This is a genomic window from Fuscovulum sp., from assembly GCA_035192965.1.
Taxonomy (GTDB): Bacteria; Pseudomonadota; Alphaproteobacteria; order Rhodobacterales; family Rhodobacteraceae; genus Paragemmobacter.
On sequence record CP136571.1, the window covers coordinates 2078885 to 2101387 of the forward strand.

Sequence of the window (22503 nt, forward strand, 5' to 3'; positions counted from 1 at the left end):
ATGCTCAAGGATCAGGACCGCATCTTCACCAACCTCTACGGGATGCATGAACGCACCCTTGCGGGGGCCAAGAAGCGCGGCCATTGGGACGGCACCGCCGACATCATCAAGCGTGGCCGCGACACGATCATCGAACAGGTCAAGGCATCGGGCCTGCGCGGCCGTGGCGGCGCAGGTTTTCCCACGGGCCTGAAATGGTCCTTCATGCCCAAGCAAAGCGATGGCCGCCCATCCTATCTGGTCATCAACGCCGATGAATCCGAACCGGGCACCTGCAAAGACCGGGAAATCATGCGGCACGATCCGCATACCCTGATCGAAGGCGCGCTGATCGCGTCTTTCGCGATGAACGCCAATGCCTGCTACATCTACATTCGCGGCGAATACATCCGCGAGCGTGAGGCGCTACAGGCCGCCATCGACGAATGCTATGACGCGGGCCTTCTGGGCAAGAACGCCGCAAAATCCGGCTGGGATTTCGACCTCTACCTCCACCACGGGGCAGGGGCCTATATCTGCGGCGAAGAAACCGCGCTTTTGGAAAGCCTTGAGGGCAAAAAGGGCATGCCCCGGATGAAGCCGCCGTTCCCGGCAGGCTCGGGCCTCTATGGTTGCCCCACCACGGTGAACAACGTGGAATCCATCGCCGTTGTCCCCACCATCCTGCGCCGTGGCCCGGAATGGTTTGCTGGCTTTGGCCGGCCCAACAATGCCGGGACCAAACTCTTCGGCATCTCGGGCCACATCAACAACCCCTGCGTGGTCGAAGAAGCGATGTCGATCCCGCTCAAGGAACTGCTGGATCGCCACTGCGGCGGCGTGCGCGGCGGGTGGAAAAACCTGAAGGCCGTGATCCCTGGCGGGTCGTCCGTGCCGCTGCTCACGCAGGCGCAATGCGACGATGCGATCATGGATTTTGATTGGCTGCGCGAACAACGCTCGGGCCTCGGCACGGCAGCGGTGATCGTGATGGATCAGTCGACTGACGTCATCAAGGCGATCTGGCGGCTGTCGAAATTCTACAAGCACGAATCCTGTGGCCAGTGCACACCCTGCCGCGAAGGCACGGGCTGGATGATGCGCGTCATGGACCGTCTGGTCCGCGGTGAGGCCGAAGTCGAAGAGATCGACATGCTCCTGTCGGTCACCAAACAGGTCGAAGGTCACACGATCTGCGCCCTTGGCGACGCGGCGGCATGGCCGATCCAGGGCCTCGTGCGGGCGTTCCGGGACGAAATCGAAGATCGCATCAAGGCGAAAAAGACGGGCCGCCTCTCGGCGGTCGCGGCGGAGTGAAGCGGATGGCCGCAGCCCTGACCCTGTGCATAGCAGCCTCGGGCTGCGTGCAGACCGCGCCTTCGGGCGGGGTCGCGGTCGCTGCTGCGCCTTTGCGCGTCACCAACAATGGCGCTGCCTTTGCCAATTACGAAGGCGCCGCCGCCCGCCGGGTGGCCGAGGCGGAATGTGCCGCCCTTGGCCGCAGCCTGCGCCCCAGCATCTATGACCGGTATGAGGCCGGCGCTTGGGTCTATGTGGAGGGCTGCGCATGACCTGCTATGCGATAACCTCCGCCTATACCCGGTCTTGTGATGTCATATCACCGCGCCTTGCCCCCATCTTCTTGGCATGGAATGCCAAGGAGGCCCTGATGAAACTTGCACCCCTGTCCCTGATCGCGCTGATGGCAGCCGTTCCCGCCCATGCGCTGGAGCCGATCAACAAGGAAGCCCATATCAACAACATCCTGTTGCAGGGCTTCATTGGTGACGCCATCGCCGACAACTGCCCCACGATCGAACCGCGCAAGATCCGCGCGCTGGGCGAATTGAACAAGCTGCGCGTCTATGCGCTGGACAAAGGCTACACCACCGCCCAGGTCCGCGCTTTCGTGACCGACGACACCGAAAAAGCGCGCGGCAAGGCCGAGGCGGCGGCATGGTTGGCCGAACGCGGGGCCGAACCCGGCAAGGACGCGATCTATTGCCAGATCGGCGAGGCGGAAATCGCCAAGGAAAGCCTGATCGGCACATTGCTGAGGTCAACGAAATGACCCAGACCCCCGCGATGCACCTTGCCGAACTGAACGTAGGCCGCCTGCTGGCCCCGACCGATGATCCGCGCGTGGCCGAATTCATGGCCGCCCTTGACCGGGTGAACGGCATGGGCAAGCGGATGCCGGGCTTTGTCTGGATGATGGAAGGCTCGGGCGAACCGGGCACCGGCAATACCGAGGCCAAGATCGGCGGCGATCCGCAGTTCGTGTCAAACCTCACAGTCTGGGAAAGCGTCGAAACGCTGGAGAACTTCGTCTGGAACACCGTCCACCGTCAATTCTACGAACGGCGGGCGGAATGGTTCGAAGTGCTGGGCAAGATGCATTTCGTCATGTGGTGGGTGCCCGCCGGGCACCGCCCCACGCTGGACGAGGCGCTGGAACGGCTGGCCCATCTGCAGACGCAAGGTGACAGCGACCACGCCTTTGGCTGGACATATCTGAAAGAGGCGCAGCTGTGGAAAACCCACCGCTGCACCCAAGTGGCGGCGGAGTAGCGGGCATGTGCCATGGCAATCTCGACCCGAAATACGCGATGCGCGATATCGAGGCGCGCGTGAAACACCTGTCATTCGAACAGGACAAGACGAAACAGGCCGCCCCCGCGCCGCAATCCGGGCTGCTCGCCCGTCTGCGCGACGCGATGAACGGGCTGCTGCGGAAGGACCGGGCTCATGTCTAACCTCAAGAAAATCAGCATCGACGGCATCGAGGTCGAGGTTGATGGCGCGATGACCATCATTCAGGCCGCCGAAGTGGCAGGCGTAGAGATCCCGCGCTTTTGCTATCACGAACGCCTGACCATCGCCGGAAACTGCCGCATGTGTCTGGTCGAAGTGGTCGGCGGCCCGCCCAAACCCGCCGCCTCTTGCGCGATGCAGGTGCGCGACCTGCGCCCAGGCCCGAACGGCGAGGCGCCGGTCGTCAAGACCAAGTCGCCCATGGTCAAGAAGGCTCGCGAAGGGGTGATGGAGTTTCTGCTGATCAACCACCCGCTCGATTGCCCGATCTGCGATCAGGGCGGCGAATGCGATCTGCAGGATCAGGCCATGGCTTATGGCGTGGACTTTAGCCGCTACCGCGAACCCAAGCGCGCCTCCGATGACCTGAACCTCGGCCCGCTGGTCGCCACCAAGATGACGCGCTGCATCTCCTGCACCCGCTGCGTCCGCTTCACCACCGAAGTCGCGGGCATCACCCAGATGGGCCAAACCGGCCGGGGCGAGGATAGCGAAATCACCAGCTATCTGAATGAAACGCTGGCCTCGAACCTTCAGGGCAACATCATCGACCTTTGCCCCGTCGGCGCGCTGACATCGAAACCCTATGCCTTCACCGCCCGTCCGTGGGAACTGACCAAGACGGAAACCATCGACGTGATGGATGCGCTTGGCTCCAACATCCGGGTCGATACCAAAGGCCGCGAAGTCATGCGCATCCTGCCGCGCAACCATGACGGCGTGAACGAGGAATGGATTTCCGACAAAACCCGCTTCGTCTGGGACGGCCTGCGCCGCCAGCGTCTGGACACGCCCTATATCCGCGAAAACGGCAAGCTGCGTAAGGCAGGCTGGGGCGAGGCGCTGGTCGCCGCCGCCGCCGCGATCAAGGGGAAGAAAGTCGCAGGACTCGTGGGCGATCTGGCCCCGGTCGAGGCGATCTACGGCCTGAAGACCCTGATCGAAGGGCTTGGCGGCAAAGTGGAATCCCGCACCGATGGCGCGCGCCTGCCGATTGGCAACCGCTCGGCCTATGTCGGTACGGCGGCGATCGAAGATATCGACAGCGCCAAATCCATCCTTCTGATTGGCACCAACCCGCGGGTCGAGTCAGCCGTTCTGAACGCCCGCATCCGCAAGGCTTGGCTGCACGGTGCGGCTGTTGCCGTCGTTGGGCCTGCGGTCGACCTGACTTATGACTATTACCACGCCGGCACCGACCGTGCTGCACTGGTGGCCCTCGTGGCCGAAGCAAAGAAGGCCGGCCCGGATGGCAAATCCGCCGTGGTGATCGTCGGGCAGGGCGCGCTGAACGAGGCCGATGGCGAGGCCGTGCTGTCGCAGGCCATGGCCCTGTGCGAAGCATCTGGCGCGAAACTGCTGATCCTGCACAGCGCCGCCTCGCGCGTGGGCGCGATGGATGTGGGCGCGGTCACCGAAGGTGGCCTTGCAGCCGCCACCGACGGGGCCGAGGTGATCTACAACCTTGGCGCCGATGAGGTGGAAATCGCCCCCGGCCCCTTTGTCATCTATCAAGGCAGCCACGGTGACCGGGGCGCGATGCGCGCTGACATCATCCTTCCCGCCGCCGCCTGGACAGAAGAAAACGGCCTGTTCGTCAACACCGAAGGCCGCCCGCAACTGGCCCTGCGTGCCGGTTTCGCACCGGGTGAAGCCAAGGAAAACTGGGCCATCCTGCGCGCCCTTTCCGCCGAACTGGGCGCAACCCTGCCTTGGGACAGTATGGCCGCGCTGCGGCAGGCGCTGGTCAAGGCGCATCCGCATTTGGGCCGCATCGACGAGGTCGCCACGAATGCGTGGTCCGCGTTGGAGGTGAAAGCCCCCGCCAAGGCCGATTTCCGTCTTGCGATCCGGGATTTTTATCTGACGAACCCGATTGCCCGGGCATCAGCGTTGATGGGTGAACTGTCGGCCCTTGCGGCGGACCGTGCCCGCGTGGCACTTGCGGCGGAATGAAACACAGCATGGCACGCGCATTGGGCATGACAGGCAGGGCAGGGGTCGCGGCAGCGGCGCTGGCCGCCTGCGCGCCCGGTGCTGACGTGTCCAGCATGGGCAGTTTCAACCCCGGCTATCAGGGGATCGAGACGATCCTTCTGGATGGCGATCTGGTGAATTTCCGCGTCGCCATGAAGGGCGCGCGGGACAATGCGGATGTCGAGGCCTATGCGCGCTGCGCGGCGGCCCAATATGCGCTGATCCGCGGCGCGGGTTTTGCGCGGCACGTGCGCACCACAGTGGCGCGCACAGGTGAAATCTGGCGGGGGGATGCGGTCTATACCATCTCTGCCGCCCTTCCGAAGGGCTTCAGAACCATCGACGCCGAGGTGACGGTGCGCGATTGCGGCTCGCTCGGGATACCGACGGTCTGAGGGAAAGGCATCATGAACGAATTCTTTGCAACAGGGATGGGGACGGCGGTTCTGGTGGCGGCGCAGACGCTGCTGCTCGTCGGCTTCGTGATGCTGTCGATGCTGTTCCTCGTCTATGGCGACCGCAAGATCTGGGCCGCGGTGCAGATGCGCCGGGGGCCCAACGTGGTGGGGCCGTGGGGCCTGCTGCAAACCGTGGCCGATGCCGCGAAATACGTCTTCAAGGAAATCGTCATTCCCGCCGGGGCCGACCGTCCGGTGTTCTTCCTGGCCCCGATGCTGTCCTTCGTTCTGGCGCTGATGGCCTGGGCCGTGATCCCCTTCGATGATGGCTGGGTGCTGGCCAACATCAACGTGGCGATCCTGTTTGTCTTCGCCATGTCCTCGCTTGAGGTCTATGGCGTCATCATGGGCGGCTGGGCGTCCAACTCCAAATACCCGTTCCTCGGCTCGCTCCGCTCTGCCGCACAGATGATTTCCTATGAGGTGTCGCTGGGCCTGATCATCATCGGCATCATCCTGTCGACGGGTTCGATGAACCTGTCCGCCATCGTGGCGGCGCAGGACGGCGATCTGGGTCTTTTCAACTGGTACTGGCTGCCGCATCTGCCGATGGTGGCGCTGTTCTTCATCTCGGCGCTGGCGGAAACCAACCGCCCGCCCTTTGACCTGCCCGAAGCGGAATCCGAACTCGTCGCAGGCTTCATGGTGGAATACTCCTCCACCCCCTTCCTGCTGTTCATGGCGGGCGAATACATCGCCATCTACCTGATGTGCGCGCTGATGAGCCTGCTGTTCTTCGGCGGCTGGCTGTCGCCCATCCCGGGCCTGCCCGACGGCTGGTGGTGGATGATCGCCAAGATGGCCTTCTTCTTCTTCCTCTTTGCGATGGTGAAAGCCATCACACCCCGCTATCGCTACGACCAACTCATGCGGATCGGCTGGAAGGTCTTCCTGCCCCTGTCGCTGGCCTGGGTGGTGATCGTGGCCTTTCTGGCGAAATTCGAAGTTTTCGGCGGCTTCTGGGCCCGCTGGACGATTGGAGGCTGAAGCCGATGGCAAACATCGACTGGAACCGCGCAACCCGCTTTTTCCTGCTGCAGGATTTCTTCAAGGGGTTCGCCCTCGGCATGAAGTACTTCTTCGCGCCCAAGGCCACCTTGAACTATCCGCATGAAAAGGGCCCGCTTTCCCCCCGCTTCCGGGGTGAACACGCGCTGCGCCGTTATCCCAACGGCGAAGAGCGCTGCATCGCCTGCAAACTGTGCGAGGCGATCTGCCCCGCGCAGGCCATCACCATCGACGCCGAACCGCGCGAGGATGGCAGCCGCCGCACCACCCGCTATGACATCGACATGACGAAATGCATCTATTGCGGCTTCTGCCAAGAGGCCTGCCCGGTGGATGCCATCGTCGAAGGCCCGAACTTCGAGTTCAGCACCGAGACGCGGGAAGAGCTGTTCTACGACAAGGACAAGCTTTTGGAAAACGGCGCCCGCTGGGAAGCCGAGATTGCGCGCAATCTCGAAATCGACGCGCCGTATCGGTGACCATGATGAATGACGCCTTCACCAAGATGATGCAGCAGATGATGGAGCAGGGCCAGGAAATGGTCCGCGCCTTCAATCCGGCTTTGGAAACCATGCAGGTGAAGGGGTTTGAAACCCTGTTTCCCACCATGTCCAAGGACATGATGGAAATGTGGTTTGGCAAGACCTTCAACCGCGAAGGTCTGGATGCAAAGACCCGCCTTCTTGTCACTATCGCCGCGCTTACCGTGCTGGGCGCGCAGGCGGAGCCGCAATTGAAACTGGCCGTGCGCCACGCGCTGGAAGCCGGCGCAACCCAACGCGAGATCGCCGAGGTGATCTGGCAGATGAGCATGTTCGGCGGCCTGCCCGCCATGCAAAAGGCGCTGGAGCTTGCCCAGTCTGTCTTTGCGGAAGTTGAGGAGAAAGACGCATGACCGTCGCCGACTATGCCTTTTACGCCTTTGCCATCGTGGCAGTAACGGCCGGGCTTCTGGTCACCATCAGCCGCAACCCCGTGCATTCGGTGCTGTGGCTCATCCTTGCCTTCCTGTCCTCGGCCGGGCTCTTCGTGCTGCTTGGCGCGGAATTCGTGGCGATGCTTCTGATCATCGTCTATGTCGGCGCGGTCGCGGTGCTGTTCCTGTTCGTGGTGATGATGCTGGATATCGACTTCGCCGAACTGAAGGGCGAGATGGCGAAATACATGCCGCTTGGCCTGTTGATCGGGGTGATCCTGCTGATGCAACTGACCCTTGGCGTCGGGGCATGGGTGCAGGCTGACGGCGCGCTGGGCTTGCGGCAGGCCGTGGCTCCGGATGCGGCGCAGGTGGAAAACACCAAGGCGCTGGGTCTGCTGATCTATGACAAATACATCTACTTGTTCCAGGCCTCGGGTCTTGTGCTGCTGGTCGCCATGATCGGCGCGATCCTGCTGACCTTGCGCCACCGCAAGGATGTGAAACGCCAGAACGTGCTGCAACAGATGTGGCGCGATCCGGCCAAGGCCATGGAACTGAAGGACGTAAAGCCGGGGCAGGGGCTCTGAACCGGGGGCGAAGGCCCCGCCAAAGGAAAGAAGTGGCCAAAGGCCCAAGGGAACCGAAAATGGTTGGACAGTGGATGAATGGAACGGAAAAGGCGCGCCTCTGGGCGGCGGCCTTCGGCTGTGCCGCGCTCCTTGCGCTGTCGGGCTGTATTTCGGATGATCAGGCCGTCGATATGGGCCTCGCCACCAAATGCGATGCCGATGGAGTGGTGGCCAAGCTGGGCGATCCAGCCGGCCGCTTCGTCACCCGCGCCAACAGCGAGGTCTGCAAAGGCCCCCGCCGCGACAGCTATACCGAGACGACGCTGGACATGATCGACTGCCGCAGCACCACGACGCTGCGCGCGGGTGTCACCCGCTCCAGCGCCGATCAGGCGCGCCGGGGGGCGGACTACAACAACACCACCGCCGTGGAACAGGCCCGCCTGCGCCTGCGTGTGGGGCTGACCGATCTTGCTGGCACCGAGGCCGCCCTGCGCGCGGCGGGCGTGCCGGTCACCCTGCTGCCCGGTCAGGGCGCGGAACATTGCACAACTCTGGCCGCCTCGGCGGCCCAAACGAACTGATGGCGCAACGCGCGCCTTGAGGGACAAAGACGATGGTTGGACTTGAACATTACCTGGCAGTGGCCGCGACGCTGTTTGTCATCGGGATTTTCGGCATCTTCCTGAACCGGAAGAATGTCATCGTCATCCTGATGTCGATCGAGCTGATGCTGCTGGCCGTGAACATCAACCTCGTGGCGTTCTCGTCCTATCTGGGCGATCTGGTCGGGCAGGTCTTCACCATGTTCGTCCTGACCGTCGCCGCCGCCGAGGCCGCCATCGGCCTTGCCATCCTCGTCGTGTTCTTCCGCAACCGCGGAACGATCGACGTGGAAGACGTCAACGTGATGAAGGGCTGACCCGAATGGCAACGATCATCCTCTTTGCGCCGCTGATCGGCGCGCTGATCTGCGGCTTCGGCTGGCGTTTCCTTGGTGAAAAGGCCGGGCAGATCATCACCACGGCGCTTGTGTTCCTTGCTGCCATCCTGTCCTGGGTCATCTTCCTGACGCATGACGGCGTGACCGAACAGATCGTCCTGATGCGCTGGATCGAAAGCGGCACGCTGACCAGCGACTGGTCCATCCGGCTCGACCGGCTGACCGCCATCATGCTGGTTGTGATCAACTCTGTCTCGGCGCTCGTTCATCTCTACAGTTTTGGCTACATGGCGCATGATGACAACTGGCGCGATGATGAACCCTATCGCGCCCGGTTCTTTGCCTATCTGTCCTTCTTCACCTTCGCCATGCTCATGCTGGTGACATCGGATAACCTGATCCAGATGTTCTTCGGCTGGGAAGGGGTGGGGGTCGCCTCTTATCTGCTGATCGGCTTCTACTACAAGAAACCTTCGGCCAATGCCGCCGCGATCAAGGCCTTTGTCGTCAACCGCGTGGGCGATTTCGGCTTTGCGCTGGGTATCTTTGCACTCTACTTCCTGACCGACTCCGTCAGTTTTGACGTGATCTTCGCCAAGGTGCCGGAACTGGCGGAAACCAATCTCACCTTCCTTTGGGGGGAATGGAACGCGGCCAACCTGATCGGCGTCCTGCTGTTCATCGGCGCGATGGGCAAATCGGCGCAGCTGATCCTGCACACCTGGCTGCCGGACGCGATGGAGGGGCCGACGCCCGTTTCCGCCCTGATCCACGCGGCAACGATGGTGACGGCGGGTGTCTTCCTCGTCTGCCGCATGTCGCCGCTGTATGAATATGCGCCGGACGCGTCGACCTTTATCACCGTGTTGGGCGCAACCACCGCCTTCTTCGCCGCGACTGTCGGTCTGGTGCAGAACGACATCAAGCGCGTGATCGCCTATTCTACCTGCTCGCAGCTTGGTTACATGTTCGTGGCCGCAGGTGTTGGCGTCTATTCGGTCGCCATGTTCCACCTGTTCACCCATGCCTTCTTCAAGGCGATGCTGTTCCTTGGCGCAGGGTCGGTGATCCACGCCACACATCACGAACAGGACCTGCGCAACTATGGTGGGCTGCGGAAGAAGATACCCTTCACTTTCTGGGCGATGATGATCGGCACGTTGGCCATCACCGGCGTGGGCATCCCGCTGACGCATTATGGCTTTGCGGGTTTCCTGTCCAAGGACGCGGTGATCGAATCCGCCTACGTCGGCAGCGACTATGCCTTCTGGCTTCTGGTGGCGGCGGCGGGGATGACCAGCTTCTATTCCTGGCGCCTGATGTTCATGACGTTCTATGGCGAAAGCCGCGCGCATAGCCACGGCCACGGCCATGGCGCCCACGGCCATGACGACGATCACCACCACGAACCGCATGAAAGCCCCACCGTCATGCTCATCCCGCTGGGTGTGCTGGCGCTCGGCGCGGTGTTCTCGGGGATGATCTGGTACAACGTCTTCTTCGGCGAAGAGGCCAAGGTCCGCGCCTGGTTCGGCCTGCCAGTTGCGGAACATTCCGCCACCACGGACGAAGCACATAGCGAAGCCGCAGCAGACGAATCCCACAGCGCGGACACGGCGACGACCGAAGGCGCAGCCGAAGATCATGCCGAGACTGAAGGCGAACACGGCGAGGCGCATGCCTTCCCGCAGCCGCTGCCGGGGCAGGGGGCCATCTTCATCGGCCCCGATAACGATGTGCTCCATGAGGCGCATCTGGTGCCGAAATGGGTAAAGGTATCGCCCTTCGTCGCCATGGTGTTGGGCTTCCTCTTGGCGTTCCAGTTCTACATCCGCCGCCCCGACCTGCCCGGCAAACTCGCCGAACAGCAGCGCCCGCTTTACCTGTTCCTCCTGAACAAGTGGTATTTCGATGAGCTGTATGACTGGGTCTTCGTGCGCCCCGCGAAATGGCTGGGTGGCTTCCTCTGGAAAAAGGGGGATGGCACGGTCATCGACGGCACGATCAACGGCATCGCCATGGGGATCATCCCCTTCTTCACCCGGCTCGCGTCCCGCGCACAGTCCGGCTACCTGTTCCACTACGCCTTTGCCATGGTTCTGGGCATCGCCGCTCTGATCACCTGGATGACGCTCTTGGGGGGCGCGAACTGATATGGATAACCTGCTCTCCATCATCACCTTCATCCCGGCGGTTGCGGCTGGCATCCTTGCACTGTTCCTGCGCGGCGATGATCCGGCGGCACAGCGCAATGCCAAATGGCTGGCGCTGCTGGCGACCACGGCCACCTTCCTTGTGTCGCTTTTCGTGCTGTTCGGCTTCGATCCGCAGGACACCGGCTTTCAGTTCGTCGAAGAATACGACTGGATCCTTGGCCTGAAGTACAAGATGGGCGTCGACGGGATTTCCGTCCTGTTCGTGATGCTGACCACCTTCCTGATGCCGCTGACCATCGCCTCCTGCTGGGATGTGCAGACCCGCGTCAAGGAATACATGATCGCCTTCCTGATGCTGGAAACGCTGATGCTGGGCGTGTTCTGCGCGTTGGATCTGGTGCTGTTCTACCTGTTCTTCGAGGCAGGGCTGATCCCGATGTTCCTGATCATCGGTATCTGGGGCGGCAAGGAACGCATCTATGCAGCCTTCAAGTTCTTCCTCTACACCTTCCTCGGCTCGGTGTTGATGCTGGTCGCGATGATCGCGATGTACATGGATGCGGGCACCACCGACATCCCGTCGCTGCTGCTGCACAACTTCGGGTCGGAAGACATGCAGGTGCTGGGCATCCACGTCGTGGGTGGCCTGCAGACGCTGCTTTGGCTTGCGTTCTTCGCGTCCTTCGCGGTGAAGATGCCGATGTGGCCGGTGCATACCTGGCTGCCCGATGCCCACGTGCAGGCCCCCACTGCGGGGTCGGTCGTGCTGGCCGCGATCCTGCTGAAGATGGGCGGCTACGGCTTCCTGCGCTTCAGCCTGCCGATGTTCCCGGTGGCATCCGATCTGCTCGCGCCCCTTGTGTTGTGGATGTCGGCCATCGCCATCGTCTACACGTCGCTGGTGGCCCTCGCGCAGCAGGATATGAAGAAGCTGATTGCCTATTCGTCAGTCGCGCACATGGGTTACGTCACCATGGGCATCTTCGCCGCCAACCAGCAGGGCATCGACGGCGCGATCTTCCAGATGATCAGCCACGGCTTCATCTCCGGCGCGCTGTTCCTCTGTGTGGGCGTGATCTATGACCGGATGCACACCCGCGAGATTGATGCCTATGGCGGCCTTGTGAACCGGATGCCGGCCTATGCGCTGATCTTCATGTTCTTCACTATGGCCAATGTGGGTCTGCCCGGCACTTCGGGCTTCATCGGGGAATTCCTCACCCTGATGGGCGTGTTCCAGGTCAACACCTGGGTTGCCGCCGTGGCCACCACAGGGGTGATCCTGTCGGCCGCCTACGCGCTCTGGCTCTATCGCCGGGTGGTGATGGGCGATCTGATCAAAGAGGCGCTCAAGTCGATCACCGACATGACCCGCCGCGAAAAGGCGATCTTCGCGCCGCTCGTGGTGATGACGCTGCTCTTGGGCATCTACCCGGCGCTGGTCACCGATATCATCGGCCCCTCGGTCGAGGCGCTGGTCACCGACTATCAGGCTGCGATCCCCGCCGAAGCGGGCGACACGCAGCTTGCGAATAACTGAAGGGACGCGTCAGATGACCCCGCAAGATTTCTCCACCGTCCTGCCCGAGGTCGTGCTTGCCCTCTTTGCCATGGGCGCGCTGATGTTCGGCGTCTATACCAGCAAGGACAAGGTCGCCCCCCTTATCAGCTGGGCCACGGCAGGCCTGTTCCTTGCACTGGCGCTCTGGATCGGAGTGGGCGGTGAAGGCGAACGCGCGGCCTTTGGCGGCATGTTCATCGACGATCCGTTTGCGCGCTTTGCCAAGGTGATGATCCTCGTCTCCGCCGCCGCCGTTTTGATCATGTCGCAGGATTATATGATCCGCCGCGATCTGCTGCGTTTCGAATATCCCATCCTGCTGGCCCTTGCCGTGGTCGGCATGATGATGATGGTCTCGGCAGGCGATCTGATGGCGCTTTATCTGGGCCTCGAACTGCAATCGCTGGCGCTTTATGTCGTCGCCGCCATCCGCCGCGACAGCGTGAAATCCACCGAAGCAGGTCTGAAATACTTCGTCCTCGGTGCGCTGTCCTCGGGCATCCTGCTCTATGGCGCGTCACTGACCTATGGTTTTGCAGGCACCACGCTGTTCTCGGGTATCCTGTCCACGCTGGAAGAAGGCGCACCGCTGGGGCTGCTGTTCGGTCTGGTGTTCATGCTGGCGGGTCTGGCCTTCAAGGTCTCGGCCGCGCCTTTCCACATGTGGACGCCGGACGTGTACGAGGGTGCGCCTACCCCGGTGACCGCCTTCTTCGCGACCGCTCCCAAAGTTGCCGCCATGGCACTGCTGGCGCGGCTCACATGGGATGCCTTCGGCACCATCCCCGGCGATTGGGCGCAGGTTCTCGCGGCCTTCGCCGTGATCTCCATGTTCCTTGGGGCCGTGGCCGCCATCGGCCAGCGCGATATCAAACGTCTGATGGCCTATTCCTCCATCGCCCATATGGGCTATGCGCTGGTGGGCCTAGCTGCAGGCACGGCCGAAGGCGTGCAGGCCATGCTCATCTATATGGCGATCTACGTCACCATGAACGTCGGCACCTTCGCCTTCATCCTGTCGATGGAGAAAGACGGCCGCCCCGTCACCAGCATCGACAGCCTGAACAGCTTTGCCAAGAAAGAACCGCTCAAGGCGTTGGCCATGCTGGTTCTGATGTTCAGCCTTGCAGGCGTGCCGCCGATGGTGGGCTTCTTCGGCAAGTTCTACGTGCTGAAGGCCGCGGTCGATGCAGATATGGCCTGGCTGGCGCTGGCGGGTGCGGTGGCGTCGGTCATCGGGGCCTTCTACTACCTGCGCATCGTGTTCTTCATGTATTTCGGCAAAGAAAATGACGGCATGGAATCCCGCATGGCCCCCGCACAATGGGCAATGCTGGTGGCCGTGGCGGTGATCATGGTGGCCGGGATCGTGAACCTGTTCGGCATCGAACCCGCAGCCGCCATCGCGGCGGAAGCCCTTGTCCGGTAACGCCCCCTGGCCCGAGGGGGTGGGTCGCCAGCTCCTCGACACGGTCGACAGCACCAATGCCCATGCCTTCCGCATGGCCCCGCACCAGCCGGGGCCGTGCTGGTTTCTGGCGGGTGAACAGACCGCAGGCCGTGGCCGCCGCGCCCGCGCTTGGGCAAGTCCGCGCGGGAACTTCCATGGCACGCTGCTGCTGCACCCGGCCGAACCCGCCGCCACCGTCGCCCTGCGCTCCTTCGCTGCCGCCTTGGCGCTGCGCGATGCGTTTGTTTCGCTGACAGGCCTGCCGCAAGCGTTCCAGCTGAAATGGCCCAATGACGTGCTGCTGAACGGCGGCAAGGTGGCGGGCATCCTGCTGGAAAGCGCGGGCGCGGGGCAGGGGGTGGCACAGCTTGCCATCGGGATCGGCGTCAACCTCATTGCCTCCCCCGACGCCGCACAGGTGGAACCCGGCGCGCTTCCACCCGTTTCACTGCTGGCCGAAACTGGCCTGCGCGTCACGCCAGAAGCGTTCCTGAATGCCCTCGCCCCCGCCTATGCTGCATGGGAACAAACCTTCACACAACACGGCTTCGCCCCCCTGCGTCGCGCATGGCTGGATCATGCCGCACGTCTGGGTGAGCCAATCCGCGCCCGGACAGGGACGGAAACCCGTGACGGCATCTTCGACAGCATAGATGAGACCGGCGCACTGATCCTGCGCCAATCCCACGGCTCCGTCGCCATTCCGGCGGCGGAAGTGTTCTTCTGACAACGGGGGAAACCATGCTCCTCGCCATCGATTGCGGCAATACCAACACCGTCGTCTCCATCTGGGACGGCGCGCGCTTCATCGCCACATGGCGCATCGCCACCGATCACAAACGCACGGCCGATGAATACTTCGTCTGGCTGTCCTCGCTGATGATGCTGACCAAAACCGAAGCCACCATCGACAGCGCCATCATCTCTTCCACCGTGCCGCGCGTGGTGTTCAACCTGCGCGTCCTATGCAACCGCTATTTCGACTGCCGCCCGCTGGTTGTGGGCAAACCCGAATGCCGCCTTCCCGTCAGCCCCCGCGTTGATCTGGGCACCACCGTAGGCCCTGACCGGCTGGTCAACACTGTGGGTGCGCATGACCGCCATGGCGGCGATCTGATCGTCGTCGATTTCGGCACCGCCACCACCTTTGACGTCGTGGATCTGGACGGCGCCTATATCGGCGGCGTTATCGCCCCCGGCGTGAACCTCTCGCTCGAGGCGTTGCACATGGCCGCCGCCGCCCTGCCGCATGTCGACATCAGCCGCCCCATCCGCGCCATAGGAACGAATACGGTGGCCTGCATGCAATCTGGCGTATACTGGGGCTATATCGGCCTGGTCGAAGGCATCGTGCGCGAAGTGCGCAAGGAACGCGACCGCCCGATGAAGGTTATCGCGACCGGGGGCCTCGCCTCCCTGTTCGCGCAGGATACTGAACTATTTGACAGCGTCGAAGATGACCTGACCATGCATGGCCTGATGCTCATCGACCGTTACAACAAGGAAATGGAAACCGCATGACTGCAAACCGGCTGATCTATCTTCCCCTCGGCGGTGCCGGGGAGATCGGCATGAACGCCTATGTCTATGGCTACGGCCCCGCCGGCAAGGAACGCCTGATCCTTGTCGACATGGGCGTAACCTTTCCGGACATGGATTCAACGCCGGGTGTGGACCTTATCCTTCCCGATCTGGGCTGGCTGGAAGACAATCTCGACCGTCTGGAAGCCATCTTCATCACCCACGCGCATGAAGACCATATCGGCGCATTGGGCCATCTCTGGCCCAAATTGCAAAAGCCCGTCTATGCCCGCCGCTTCACCGCCACCATCGGACGGCTGAAATTCGAAGAACAGGGTCTGCCGGTCGAAATGATCCGCACCGTCCTGCCGCGCCCGGAAACGGTGACGGCAGGTCCGTTCAAGGTGCAGTTCGTGCCGGTCAGCCATTCCATCCCCGAAAGCGCCGCGCTGGTGATCGACACGCCCGCAGGCCGCATCGTGCATTCGGGCGATTTCAAGCTCGATCACAACCCGATCGTGGGCGAGGCGTGGGATGACGCCCGCTTTGCCGAGATTGCCGCCGAACGCCCCGTCAAGGCGCTGATGTGCGATTCCACCAACGTCTTTTCTCTGCATCCCGGCCGGTCCGAAAGCTCCATCCGCGAACCGATCCGCGAATTGGTGGCCGGGCGCGGCGGTCTGGTTGTGGCCACAACCTTCGCCTCCAACGTCGCCCGTTTGCGCACCTTGGCCGAAGCCGCCCGCGCGGCAGACCGGTCGGTCTGCCTGATGGGCCGCGCGATGAAGCGCATGGTCGCCGCCGCCGAACAATCCGGCGTGCTGACCGATTTCCCCCGCACCGTCAGCCCCGAAGATGCCGCGAGCGTGCCGCGCGGCAACCTGATGCTGATCGTGACCGGTTCGCAAGGCGAACGCCGCGCCGCGAGCGCGCAACTGTCGCGCGGCAAGTATCTGGGGATGGAGATGAAGAAGGGCGATCTGTTCCTCTTCTCGTCCAAGACCATTCCCGGGAATGAGCGCGAGGTGCTGCGCATCGTCAACAACTTCTCGGAAATGGGGGTTGATGTGATGGATGACGGCGGTGGCCGCTATCACGTGTCGGGCCATGCCAACCGCCCCGATCTGGAACATGTCCATCGCCTCCTGCTGCCCGATATGCTGATCCCGATGCATGGCGAACACCGCCATCTGCGCGAACACGCCCGCATCGGGGCCGAGGCGGGCCTGTCCACCGCAGTTGTGACAAACGGCATGATGGTGGACCTCAGCGGTGAAGCCCCCACTGTCGTGGGCCATATCGAAACGGGGCGCGTCTATCTGGATGGCAATGTGCAGGTCGGCGCGCTGGAAGGCGTGATCCGCTACCGCATCCGCATGGCGCTGAACGGCCATGTCATGGTGACCGTGATCCTTGATGACGATGCCGAAGTGCTGGGCGACGCCTGGGTCGAGATCATGGGGCTTTCCTCCAAAGGCCGGTCCGGCCCGCTGGCTGAAACGATGGAGGCCGATCTGGCCGAATTCCTGAACGGAGCCGGGCGCAAGATCCTGCGCGACGATGACAAGCTGGACGAGGCGCTGCGCCGCATCGTGCGGCAGGTGTCGATGGAAGAGATCGGCAAGAAACCCGAAGTGACCGTCGTCGTCAGCCGCCTGATGGCCGAGTAAGACAAAGATTTTTCAGCGAAAAATCTTTGTGTGATCCTTCTGCAAAGGATGCCAAATTTTCGCAGAAAATTTGGGGCCAAAAATTCTTCGCAGAAGAATTTTCCGGCGCACAACAAAAAAGGCCCCGCAGTGCGGGGCCTTTTTGCCATTCTCGGGCCTCTCAGCCTTCGGTGCCGCTGACGGCCATGTCTTCTTCGCTCTCATCCACCGGGGCGCTGGCGATCTTGAAGCTGCGCAGGATGAAATCCGGTACATGGTCGCCCATGCCCACTACGGGCGGGCCGCCACGGTCATCGCGATAGCCACCGCGACGGTCGTCGCGCCGATCATCCCGACGCTCGCGCCGATCCTCGCCCCGATTTCCATCAGCCCGACGTTCATCGCTGCGCCCTTCGGACCGCCGCTCATCTTCGCGACGTGGGCGCTCTTCGCGGCGCGGCTGCGGGGCAGGGGCCTCGGCCTGCACCGGTTCCGGCTGGGCGACGGCGACCGGCACTTCGGCCCGCGGCTCACGCGGTGCGCGGTCTTCACGCCCGCCACCGCTGCGGCCACGATCACGCCCTTCATTCCGGTCACGCCCGCCACGCGAGCTGCGCTCTTCGCGCGGCCGGTCCGACCCTTCGCTCGCAAGATCCAGCCCCTCGGGCAGTTCGCCACGCGGGATCGGCATTTTCACCAGGCTCTCAATGGCCGACAGGTATTTCTCATCCGACGGCACGGCAATCGTATAGGCCTTGCCCAGACGCCCGGCGCGGCCCGTCCGGCCGATGCGGTGGACGTAATCCTCCGGATGGCTCGGCACGTCGAAATTGAACACATGGCTCACGGCCGGAATGTCCAGACCGCGCGCCGCTACGTCCGACGCGATCAGCAGATGCACCGATCCGTCACGGAAGCCGTCCAGCGTCCGCGTCCGCACCGACTGGTCCAGATCCCCATGGATAGGTGATGCGTTGAACCCATGCGACTTGAGCGACTTGGCCACCACATCCACATCCATCTTGCGGTTGCAGAAGACGATGGCGTTGGTGCAGCTTTCGCCCTCGGCCTTGATCAGCGCCCGCAGCACGGCGCGCTTTTCGGTAAAGCTGCGATCCTTGCGCGATGGGGTGAACTGGATCAGCTTCTGTTCGATCGTGGTCGAGGCGGTGGATTGCCGCGCCACTTCGATCTTGGCCGGGTTCGACAGGAAGGTATTGGTGATCCGCTCGATCTCCGGCGCCATGGTGGCGCTGAAGAACAGGGTCTGGCGGGTGAAGGGCGTCAGCTGGAAGATGCGTTCGATATCGGGGATGAACCCCATATCCAGCATCCGGTCGGCCTCATCCACCACCATGATCTGCACGCCGGTCAACAGCAGCTTGCCGCGTTCGAAATGGTCCAGCAGACGGCCGGGCGTTGCAATCAGCACGTCGACTCCGCGGTCGATCAGCTTGTCCTGTTCGCCAAAGGATACGCCGCCAATCAGCAGCGCCTTGGTCAGCTTGGTATGCTTGGCATAGGTGTCGAAGTTTTCGGCCACCTGTGCGGCCAGTTCGCGCGTCGGCGCCAGCACAAGGCTGCGCGGCATCCGGGCGCGTGCGCGGCCCTGGCCCAGCAGCGTGATCATCGGCAGCACGAAGCTTGCGGTCTTGCCTGTGCCTGTCTGGGCAATGCCCAGAACATCGCGGCCTTGCAGCGCATGGGGGATGGCCTGCGCCTGAATGGGCGTCGGGGTTTCATAGCCCGCTTCCGCAACGGCCTGAAGTACGCGCGGGTCCAGCGCGAGATCGGAGAATTTGGTCATAAGCGTCCTTGTAGATGCGGGATCGGCCCGCAAAGATGAAGGGACGCTGCTGTCCGGGCGTCCCGGCGTCAAGGGTGGTCTGGCCACCTCTCGCGCATGTAGCGGAATTCCCGTGCAGGGTCAAGGATCGCCAAGGTTGACAGGCTGCAAAAGCCCAAGATACCAAGTTTCCAGTGGTTTGTGTGACGAGTGGGTGGGTGAGTGATGGAGACGGCGCGCGACGCGACCGATCCAGTGTCCGGGGCAATGACAGCGCATCCCGCGCTGCCCGCTCCAACGGCTGCGCCGCAGCCTGACATCCCTTTGGCCGACACCCCGCCACCCCCGCCTGCCGCCGCAGCGCCGCTGCTGTATTACGCCGTCTGGTTGCCCACCCCCGATGGCGGGCCGGGCGGCCCCCCGATCTATCTGCCGGCACAGGGCGCAGGGGCCCATCCCTACGCGGCCCCACCGCCCCCGCCTGCAGCCACGCCAGCCCCAGCCCCCGCTACCGCGCATAACCAGCGGCTGCTTGTTCTGGCCATTATTGGCGGCGTCATGGCGGTTCACCTGCCATGGATCGCTTATCTGATCGCCGTCCACGGCTGCTGGGGCACGTTTATCGATGCCTGCTGGCACCCCCCCCTCACCGACGCACTTCTCGCCGAAGACGTTGACCCCTTCGCCGAAACGGTCGGTGATCCCTATCTCTTTGCGCGCATCGTCTTTCTGATGCTGCGCGTGCAGGCCGTGCTGTCGGCAGACTGGGCCGAATACAGCCAGGCCATGCAGCTTTCCACCGGGCTCGGGTCTTTCGTGCTCACGCGGATCGTGGCGTCCAACGGCTTGGTCACGCAAGGGCGGGAAAAGGCCGTCTATCTGGTGGCGCTGTGCTTCACGCTGTTTTTGCTGCTGTTCTGGGCCGAACTTCACCTCACCAGCGACACGGTCCACCCGCTTTTGGGCGATGACACCGTGCTTGATTACATCTCGCAAACCCTGCCGCCCGATTTCGCCAGCTATGGCTCGGTGCGCGATGGGTTGATGCAGCTTCTGCAATTCCTCCGCCTTGCCGATGCCCTGATCCTGGGCGCCTGCCTCGCCCTGCCTTCAACCCAAAGAAAGCCCGCATGATGCCATCCGCCCTGCGCCCCCTTGTCCTGTTTCTGACCCTTTGCCTGTTCTGGACGGCGGGCACAGCACGGGCGGAAACGGAACTGCGCTTCGAATTTGTCCATCTGGATGCAGGCCTTCCCGCCCCCCAGCCCAGCCTGACGATCACGGATGTCTTCTCTGGTGCCGCATTGCCCGTCTTGCCGCAAGACGCGGCCGAAGGCACGGCCGTGCTTGGCGCCACACTGGCCAACAGCCATTTCGACGGCCCCTATGCGCGGCTGCGGGTGGTGGTGTCGGGGCTGCAACTTCCGCCCGGCGACAGCAAAAGCGATGAGGAAATCCGCTTCGCCTTTGAACTGATCCTGCGCCGCGATTTGTTGGCTGGCCCCGTGGTGATCCGCGTGCCCGTTGTCACCACCTCGCGGCGGCAGGCGATGAAACCCTATATGGCCATGCCCGATCTGGTTGAGGAACTGCCCGACCGGTTCTTTCTGGCCCAGCAATGGATGGCGCTTTATCGCGCCAGCCCCGAAGCCGTGGCCGCCGCGCCGCAGGCCTTTGCCCTGCACCGGCTGATTGCCCGCGCAGTGGTGGATTTCGCCATCGCCACCGCCGATGCGCGCCGCGGCCCGGTGCTGATCCTGCCCGCGCCTGAACTGGCGCAGACGCTGGATCTCTACTGGTCCTCGATGCCAAAAGGGCAGCAGACGCATAGGGCCGCCTATGCCGATGCGCGCACGATCCTCTGGCTGGATGTGCCGCTGGCCGAAGACCTGCTGCGTCAGGCCCGCCGCAGCGGGATCGAGGCCCCCGCCGCCTGCGCCGCTGCGCGCGAACATCTGGATTTCTTCGCCCGCCGTCTGCCCGCACCGGATGAGGCGGGATGGGTCGATGCCCTCTTCCCCACCCCCGGCACGCTGGCGGGGTATCTGGAGGGGCGGCAACTGGATGTCGTCTTTGCCTGCACGCGCCTGCGGATATGACGCAGGCCGCGTGTCAGACCATCATTTCCTTGGTCGCCGTCAGCCGCAGCAGCGGATAGTCGCGCTCAACCCGGTCAATGTCCCATTTCAGACGCGTCAGATAGACCATGTCGCCATCATTGTCGGTGCCGATATGGCCCTTGTTGACGTTGACGAAGCGGTCCACCTCATCCTTCGGCCCCGAAACCCAGCGGGCCGATGTGAATTGCGAAGGCTCGAACCGCACGGGCAGGCTGTATTCCTGCTCGATCCGGCTGGCCAGCACCTCGAATTGCAAGGCACCCACGACGCCCACGATAAAGCCCGATCCGATCATCGGCTTGAACACCTTGGCAGCACCCTCTTCGGCAAACTGCATCAGCGCCTTTTCCAGATGCTTGGCCTTCATCGGATCGCCCGCCCGCACACCTTGCAGTAATTCCGGCGCAAAGGACGGGATGCCCGTGAACCGCAGCGCTTCACCTTCGGTCAGCGCATCGCCGATGCGCAACTGGCCATGGTTCGGAATGCCGATGATGTCGCCCGCCCAGGCCTCTTCGGCCAATTCCCGATCCGCGGCCAGAAACAGCACCGGGTTCGACACCGCCATCGGCTTTTTCGACCGCACATGCAGCAGCTTCATGCCCCGCTCGAAATGGCCGGATGCAAGTCTGACAAAGGCCACGCGGTCGCGGTGCTTGGGGTCCATATTGGCCTGCACCTTGAACACCACGCCGGTCACGGCCTGTTCCTCCGGGGCCACCTTGCGCGTCGCCGTGGGCTGGGGCTGTGGTTCGGGGCCGTATTTCCCGATCCCGTCCATCAACTCCTTCACCCCAAAGGAATTGATCGCCGACCCGAACCAGATCGGTGTCATTGACCCGTTCAGCAGGGCGTTGCGGTCAAAGGCGGGCAGCAACTCCCGCGCCATTTCCAGCTCGTCACGCAGCTTGGCCAGCAGGTCAGCGGGCACATGCTGCGCCAGCTTCGGATCATCCAACCCGTTGATCTGGATCGTTTCCGCCACCCGGTTGCGATCCGCCCGGTCCATCAGTTCCAGCCGGTCATTCAGAATGTCATAACATCCCAAAAACTCGCGCCCCTGCCCGATGGGCCAACTTGCGGGCGACACGTCGATGGCCAGATTTTCCTGAATTTCGTCGATGATCTCGAACGTGTCCCGCGCCTCGCGGTCCATCTTGTTACAAAAGGTCAGGATCGGCAGATCGCGCAGGCGGCAGACTTCAAACAGCTTGCGTGTCTGGCTTTCCACGCCCTTTGCCCCGTCGATCACCATCACGGCGCAATCCACGGCGGTAAGCGTGCGATAGGTGTCTTCCGAAAAATCGCTGTGGCCGGGGGTGTCAACCAGATTGAACCGGTACGTGCCGAAATCGAACGACATGGCGCTGGCAGAAACCGAAATCCCGCGCTCCTGCTCCATCTTGATGAAGTCCGACCGCGTCCGCCGTGCCTCGCCCTTGGCGCGCACCTGGCCCGCCATCTGAATCGCCCCGCCGAACAGCAGGAACTTTTCGGTCAACGTCGTCTTGCCCGCATCGGGGTGCGCGATGATGGCGAACGTCCGGCGGCGGGCGATTTCGGGCGGAAGGGTGGGGCGATTGTCTAGCATGA

At 63.0% G+C, this 22503-nt stretch carries 23 protein-coding genes; 21 read left to right on the forward strand and 2 right to left on the reverse strand.

All coding sequences use genetic code 11. The features are described from left to right. The 19 genes from nuoF to RSE12_10310 all read left to right on the forward strand — a co-directional run bounded on the left by nuoF (window position 1) and on the right by RSE12_10310 (window position 17025). Window positions 1-1296, forward strand: a complete 1296-nt coding sequence (nuoF, locus tag RSE12_10220) for an NADH-quinone oxidoreductase subunit NuoF (GenBank protein WRH64667.1) — start codon at window positions 1-3, stop codon at window positions 1294-1296. 5 nt (window positions 1297-1301) lie between these two features. Further along, a complete protein-coding gene (locus RSE12_10225; GenBank protein WRH64668.1) occupies window positions 1302-1550 on the forward strand; it encodes a hypothetical protein in 249 nt (82 codons plus the stop codon). A gap of 98 nt (window positions 1551-1648) precedes the next feature. Continuing rightward, complete coding sequence (locus tag RSE12_10230; protein WRH64669.1) at window positions 1649-2050, forward strand: DUF5333 domain-containing protein; 402 nt, start codon at window positions 1649-1651, stop codon at window positions 2048-2050. Then, window positions 2047-2550, forward strand: coding sequence for a DUF3291 domain-containing protein (locus RSE12_10235; protein WRH64670.1), 504 nt, complete (start codon window positions 2047-2049; stop codon window positions 2548-2550). Before RSE12_10230 ends, RSE12_10235 begins: the two co-directional genes overlap by 4 nt. A 5-nt stretch (window positions 2551-2555) precedes the next feature. Next, complete coding sequence (locus tag RSE12_10240; GenBank protein WRH64671.1) at window positions 2556-2735, forward strand: hypothetical protein; 180 nt, start codon at window positions 2556-2558, stop codon at window positions 2733-2735. After that, entirely contained in the window at window positions 2728-4749 is a 2022-nt protein-coding gene (nuoG, locus tag RSE12_10245; GenBank protein ID WRH64672.1) for an NADH-quinone oxidoreductase subunit NuoG, read from the forward strand. Before RSE12_10240 ends, nuoG begins: the two co-directional genes overlap by 8 nt. Window positions 4750-4757: 8 nt before the next feature. Next, window positions 4758-5165: a hypothetical protein gene (locus RSE12_10250; protein ID WRH64673.1), complete on the forward strand. Its 408-nt coding sequence runs from the start codon at window positions 4758-4760 to the stop codon at window positions 5163-5165. 12 nt (window positions 5166-5177) lie between these two features. After that, window positions 5178-6215: an NADH-quinone oxidoreductase subunit NuoH gene (nuoH, locus tag RSE12_10255; protein WRH64674.1), complete on the forward strand. Its 1038-nt coding sequence runs from the start codon at window positions 5178-5180 to the stop codon at window positions 6213-6215. 5 nt (window positions 6216-6220) lie between these two features. Further along, entirely contained in the window at window positions 6221-6715 is a 495-nt protein-coding gene (gene nuoI, locus RSE12_10260; protein WRH64675.1) for an NADH-quinone oxidoreductase subunit NuoI, read from the forward strand. 5 nt (window positions 6716-6720) lie between these two features. Next, window positions 6721-7131 (forward strand): carboxymuconolactone decarboxylase family protein, encoded by a 411-nt coding sequence (locus RSE12_10265; protein WRH64786.1) that lies wholly within the window; start codon window positions 6721-6723, stop codon window positions 7129-7131. After that, window positions 7128-7742, forward strand: coding sequence for an NADH-quinone oxidoreductase subunit J (locus RSE12_10270; GenBank protein WRH64676.1), 615 nt, complete (start codon window positions 7128-7130; stop codon window positions 7740-7742). Before RSE12_10265 ends, RSE12_10270 begins: the two co-directional genes overlap by 4 nt. A gap of 59 nt (window positions 7743-7801) precedes the next feature. Continuing rightward, on the forward strand, window positions 7802-8308 hold the full coding sequence (locus RSE12_10275; GenBank protein ID WRH64677.1) for a hypothetical protein: 507 nt from the start codon (window positions 7802-7804) through the stop codon (window positions 8306-8308). A gap of 32 nt (window positions 8309-8340) precedes the next feature. Beyond that, the gene (gene nuoK / locus RSE12_10280) at window positions 8341-8646 is read left to right on the forward strand and encodes an NADH-quinone oxidoreductase subunit NuoK (protein ID WRH64678.1); all 306 of its coding nucleotides are present in this window, start codon (window positions 8341-8343) and stop codon (window positions 8644-8646) included. Window positions 8647-8651: 5 nt separating this feature from the next. After that, a complete protein-coding gene (gene nuoL / locus RSE12_10285; GenBank protein ID WRH64679.1) occupies window positions 8652-10820 on the forward strand; it encodes an NADH-quinone oxidoreductase subunit L in 2169 nt (722 codons plus the stop codon). 1 nt (window position 10821) lies between these two features. Then, complete coding sequence (locus RSE12_10290; GenBank protein WRH64680.1) at window positions 10822-12363, forward strand: NADH-quinone oxidoreductase subunit M; 1542 nt, start codon at window positions 10822-10824, stop codon at window positions 12361-12363. A gap of 13 nt (window positions 12364-12376) precedes the next feature. Continuing rightward, the gene (gene nuoN / locus RSE12_10295) at window positions 12377-13813 is read left to right on the forward strand and encodes an NADH-quinone oxidoreductase subunit NuoN (GenBank protein ID WRH64681.1); all 1437 of its coding nucleotides are present in this window, start codon (window positions 12377-12379) and stop codon (window positions 13811-13813) included. Continuing rightward, window positions 13803-14561 carry a biotin--[acetyl-CoA-carboxylase] ligase gene (locus RSE12_10300; GenBank protein WRH64682.1) on the forward strand — a complete coding sequence of 253 codons (759 nt, stop codon included), beginning with the start codon at window positions 13803-13805 and terminating at the stop codon, window positions 14559-14561. The genes nuoN and RSE12_10300 overlap by 11 nt, the downstream gene beginning before the upstream one ends. Before the next feature lie 14 nt (window positions 14562-14575). Next, entirely contained in the window at window positions 14576-15355 is a 780-nt protein-coding gene (locus RSE12_10305) for a type III pantothenate kinase (protein WRH64683.1), read from the forward strand. Beyond that, complete coding sequence (locus tag RSE12_10310) at window positions 15352-17025, forward strand: ribonuclease J (protein WRH64684.1); 1674 nt, start codon at window positions 15352-15354, stop codon at window positions 17023-17025. Before RSE12_10305 ends, RSE12_10310 begins: the two co-directional genes overlap by 4 nt. Window positions 17026-17185: 160 nt before the next feature. Here the strand turns inward: RSE12_10310 and RSE12_10315 are convergent, their stop codons facing one another. After that, entirely contained in the window at window positions 17186-18811 is a 1626-nt protein-coding gene (locus RSE12_10315) for a DEAD/DEAH box helicase (GenBank protein ID WRH64685.1), read from the reverse strand. 246 nt (window positions 18812-19057) lie between these two features. On the opposite strand from RSE12_10315, the gene RSE12_10320 reads away from it, so the two are divergent. Together RSE12_10320 and RSE12_10325 are read left to right on the forward strand one after the other, a co-directional pair. Beyond that, window positions 19058-19924: a hypothetical protein gene (locus RSE12_10320; protein ID WRH64686.1), complete on the forward strand. Its 867-nt coding sequence runs from the start codon at window positions 19058-19060 to the stop codon at window positions 19922-19924. Continuing rightward, a complete protein-coding gene (locus RSE12_10325) occupies window positions 19921-20889 on the forward strand; it encodes a hypothetical protein (protein ID WRH64687.1) in 969 nt (322 codons plus the stop codon). The genes RSE12_10320 and RSE12_10325 overlap by 4 nt, the downstream gene beginning before the upstream one ends. Window positions 20890-20902: 13 nt before the next feature. Here RSE12_10325 and RSE12_10330 read toward each other — a convergent pair whose 3' ends face one another. Then, the gene (locus RSE12_10330) at window positions 20903-22501 is read right to left on the reverse strand and encodes a peptide chain release factor 3 (GenBank protein ID WRH64688.1); all 1599 of its coding nucleotides are present in this window, start codon (window positions 22499-22501) and stop codon (window positions 20903-20905) included. Between the last annotated feature and the right edge of the window lie 2 nt (window positions 22502-22503).

Bases quoted from the DNA above. Each gene is read 5' to 3' on its own strand.
- nuoK (WRH64678.1), top strand. From the start codon at position 8,341: ATGGTTGGACTTGAACATTACCTGGCAGTGGCCGCGACGCTGTTTGTC.
- RSE12_10310 (WRH64684.1), top strand. From the start codon at position 15,352: ATGACTGCAAACCGGCTGATCTATCTTCCCCTCGGCGGTGCCGGGGAG.
- RSE12_10305 (WRH64683.1), top strand. From the start codon at position 14,576: ATGCTCCTCGCCATCGATTGCGGCAATACCAACACCGTCGTCTCCATC.
- RSE12_10270 (WRH64676.1), top strand. From the start codon at position 7,128: ATGACCGTCGCCGACTATGCCTTTTACGCCTTTGCCATCGTGGCAGTA.
- nuoG (WRH64672.1), top strand. From the start codon at position 2,728: ATGTCTAACCTCAAGAAAATCAGCATCGACGGCATCGAGGTCGAGGTT.
- nuoF (WRH64667.1), top strand. From the start codon at position 1: ATGCTCAAGGATCAGGACCGCATCTTCACCAACCTCTACGGGATGCAT.
- RSE12_10275 (WRH64677.1), top strand. From the start codon at position 7,802: ATGGTTGGACAGTGGATGAATGGAACGGAAAAGGCGCGCCTCTGGGCG.
- RSE12_10265 (WRH64786.1), top strand. From the start codon at position 6,721: ATGAATGACGCCTTCACCAAGATGATGCAGCAGATGATGGAGCAGGGC.
- nuoI (WRH64675.1), top strand. From the start codon at position 6,221: ATGGCAAACATCGACTGGAACCGCGCAACCCGCTTTTTCCTGCTGCAG.
- RSE12_10330 (WRH64688.1), bottom strand. From the start codon at position 22,501: ATGCTAGACAATCGCCCCACCCTTCCGCCCGAAATCGCCCGCCGCCGG.
- RSE12_10315 (WRH64685.1), bottom strand. From the start codon at position 18,811: ATGACCAAATTCTCCGATCTCGCGCTGGACCCGCGCGTACTTCAGGCC.
- RSE12_10225 (WRH64668.1), top strand. From the start codon at position 1,302: ATGGCCGCAGCCCTGACCCTGTGCATAGCAGCCTCGGGCTGCGTGCAG.
- RSE12_10250 (WRH64673.1), top strand. From the start codon at position 4,758: ATGGCACGCGCATTGGGCATGACAGGCAGGGCAGGGGTCGCGGCAGCG.
- RSE12_10325 (WRH64687.1), top strand. From the start codon at position 19,921: ATGATGCCATCCGCCCTGCGCCCCCTTGTCCTGTTTCTGACCCTTTGC.
- RSE12_10240 (WRH64671.1), top strand. From the start codon at position 2,556: ATGTGCCATGGCAATCTCGACCCGAAATACGCGATGCGCGATATCGAG.
- RSE12_10320 (WRH64686.1), top strand. From the start codon at position 19,058: ATGACAGCGCATCCCGCGCTGCCCGCTCCAACGGCTGCGCCGCAGCCT.
- RSE12_10230 (WRH64669.1), top strand. From the start codon at position 1,649: ATGAAACTTGCACCCCTGTCCCTGATCGCGCTGATGGCAGCCGTTCCC.
- RSE12_10235 (WRH64670.1), top strand. From the start codon at position 2,047: ATGACCCAGACCCCCGCGATGCACCTTGCCGAACTGAACGTAGGCCGC.
- RSE12_10290 (WRH64680.1), top strand. From the start codon at position 10,822: ATGGATAACCTGCTCTCCATCATCACCTTCATCCCGGCGGTTGCGGCT.
- nuoL (WRH64679.1), top strand. From the start codon at position 8,652: ATGGCAACGATCATCCTCTTTGCGCCGCTGATCGGCGCGCTGATCTGC.
- nuoH (WRH64674.1), top strand. From the start codon at position 5,178: ATGAACGAATTCTTTGCAACAGGGATGGGGACGGCGGTTCTGGTGGCG.
- nuoN (WRH64681.1), top strand. From the start codon at position 12,377: ATGACCCCGCAAGATTTCTCCACCGTCCTGCCCGAGGTCGTGCTTGCC.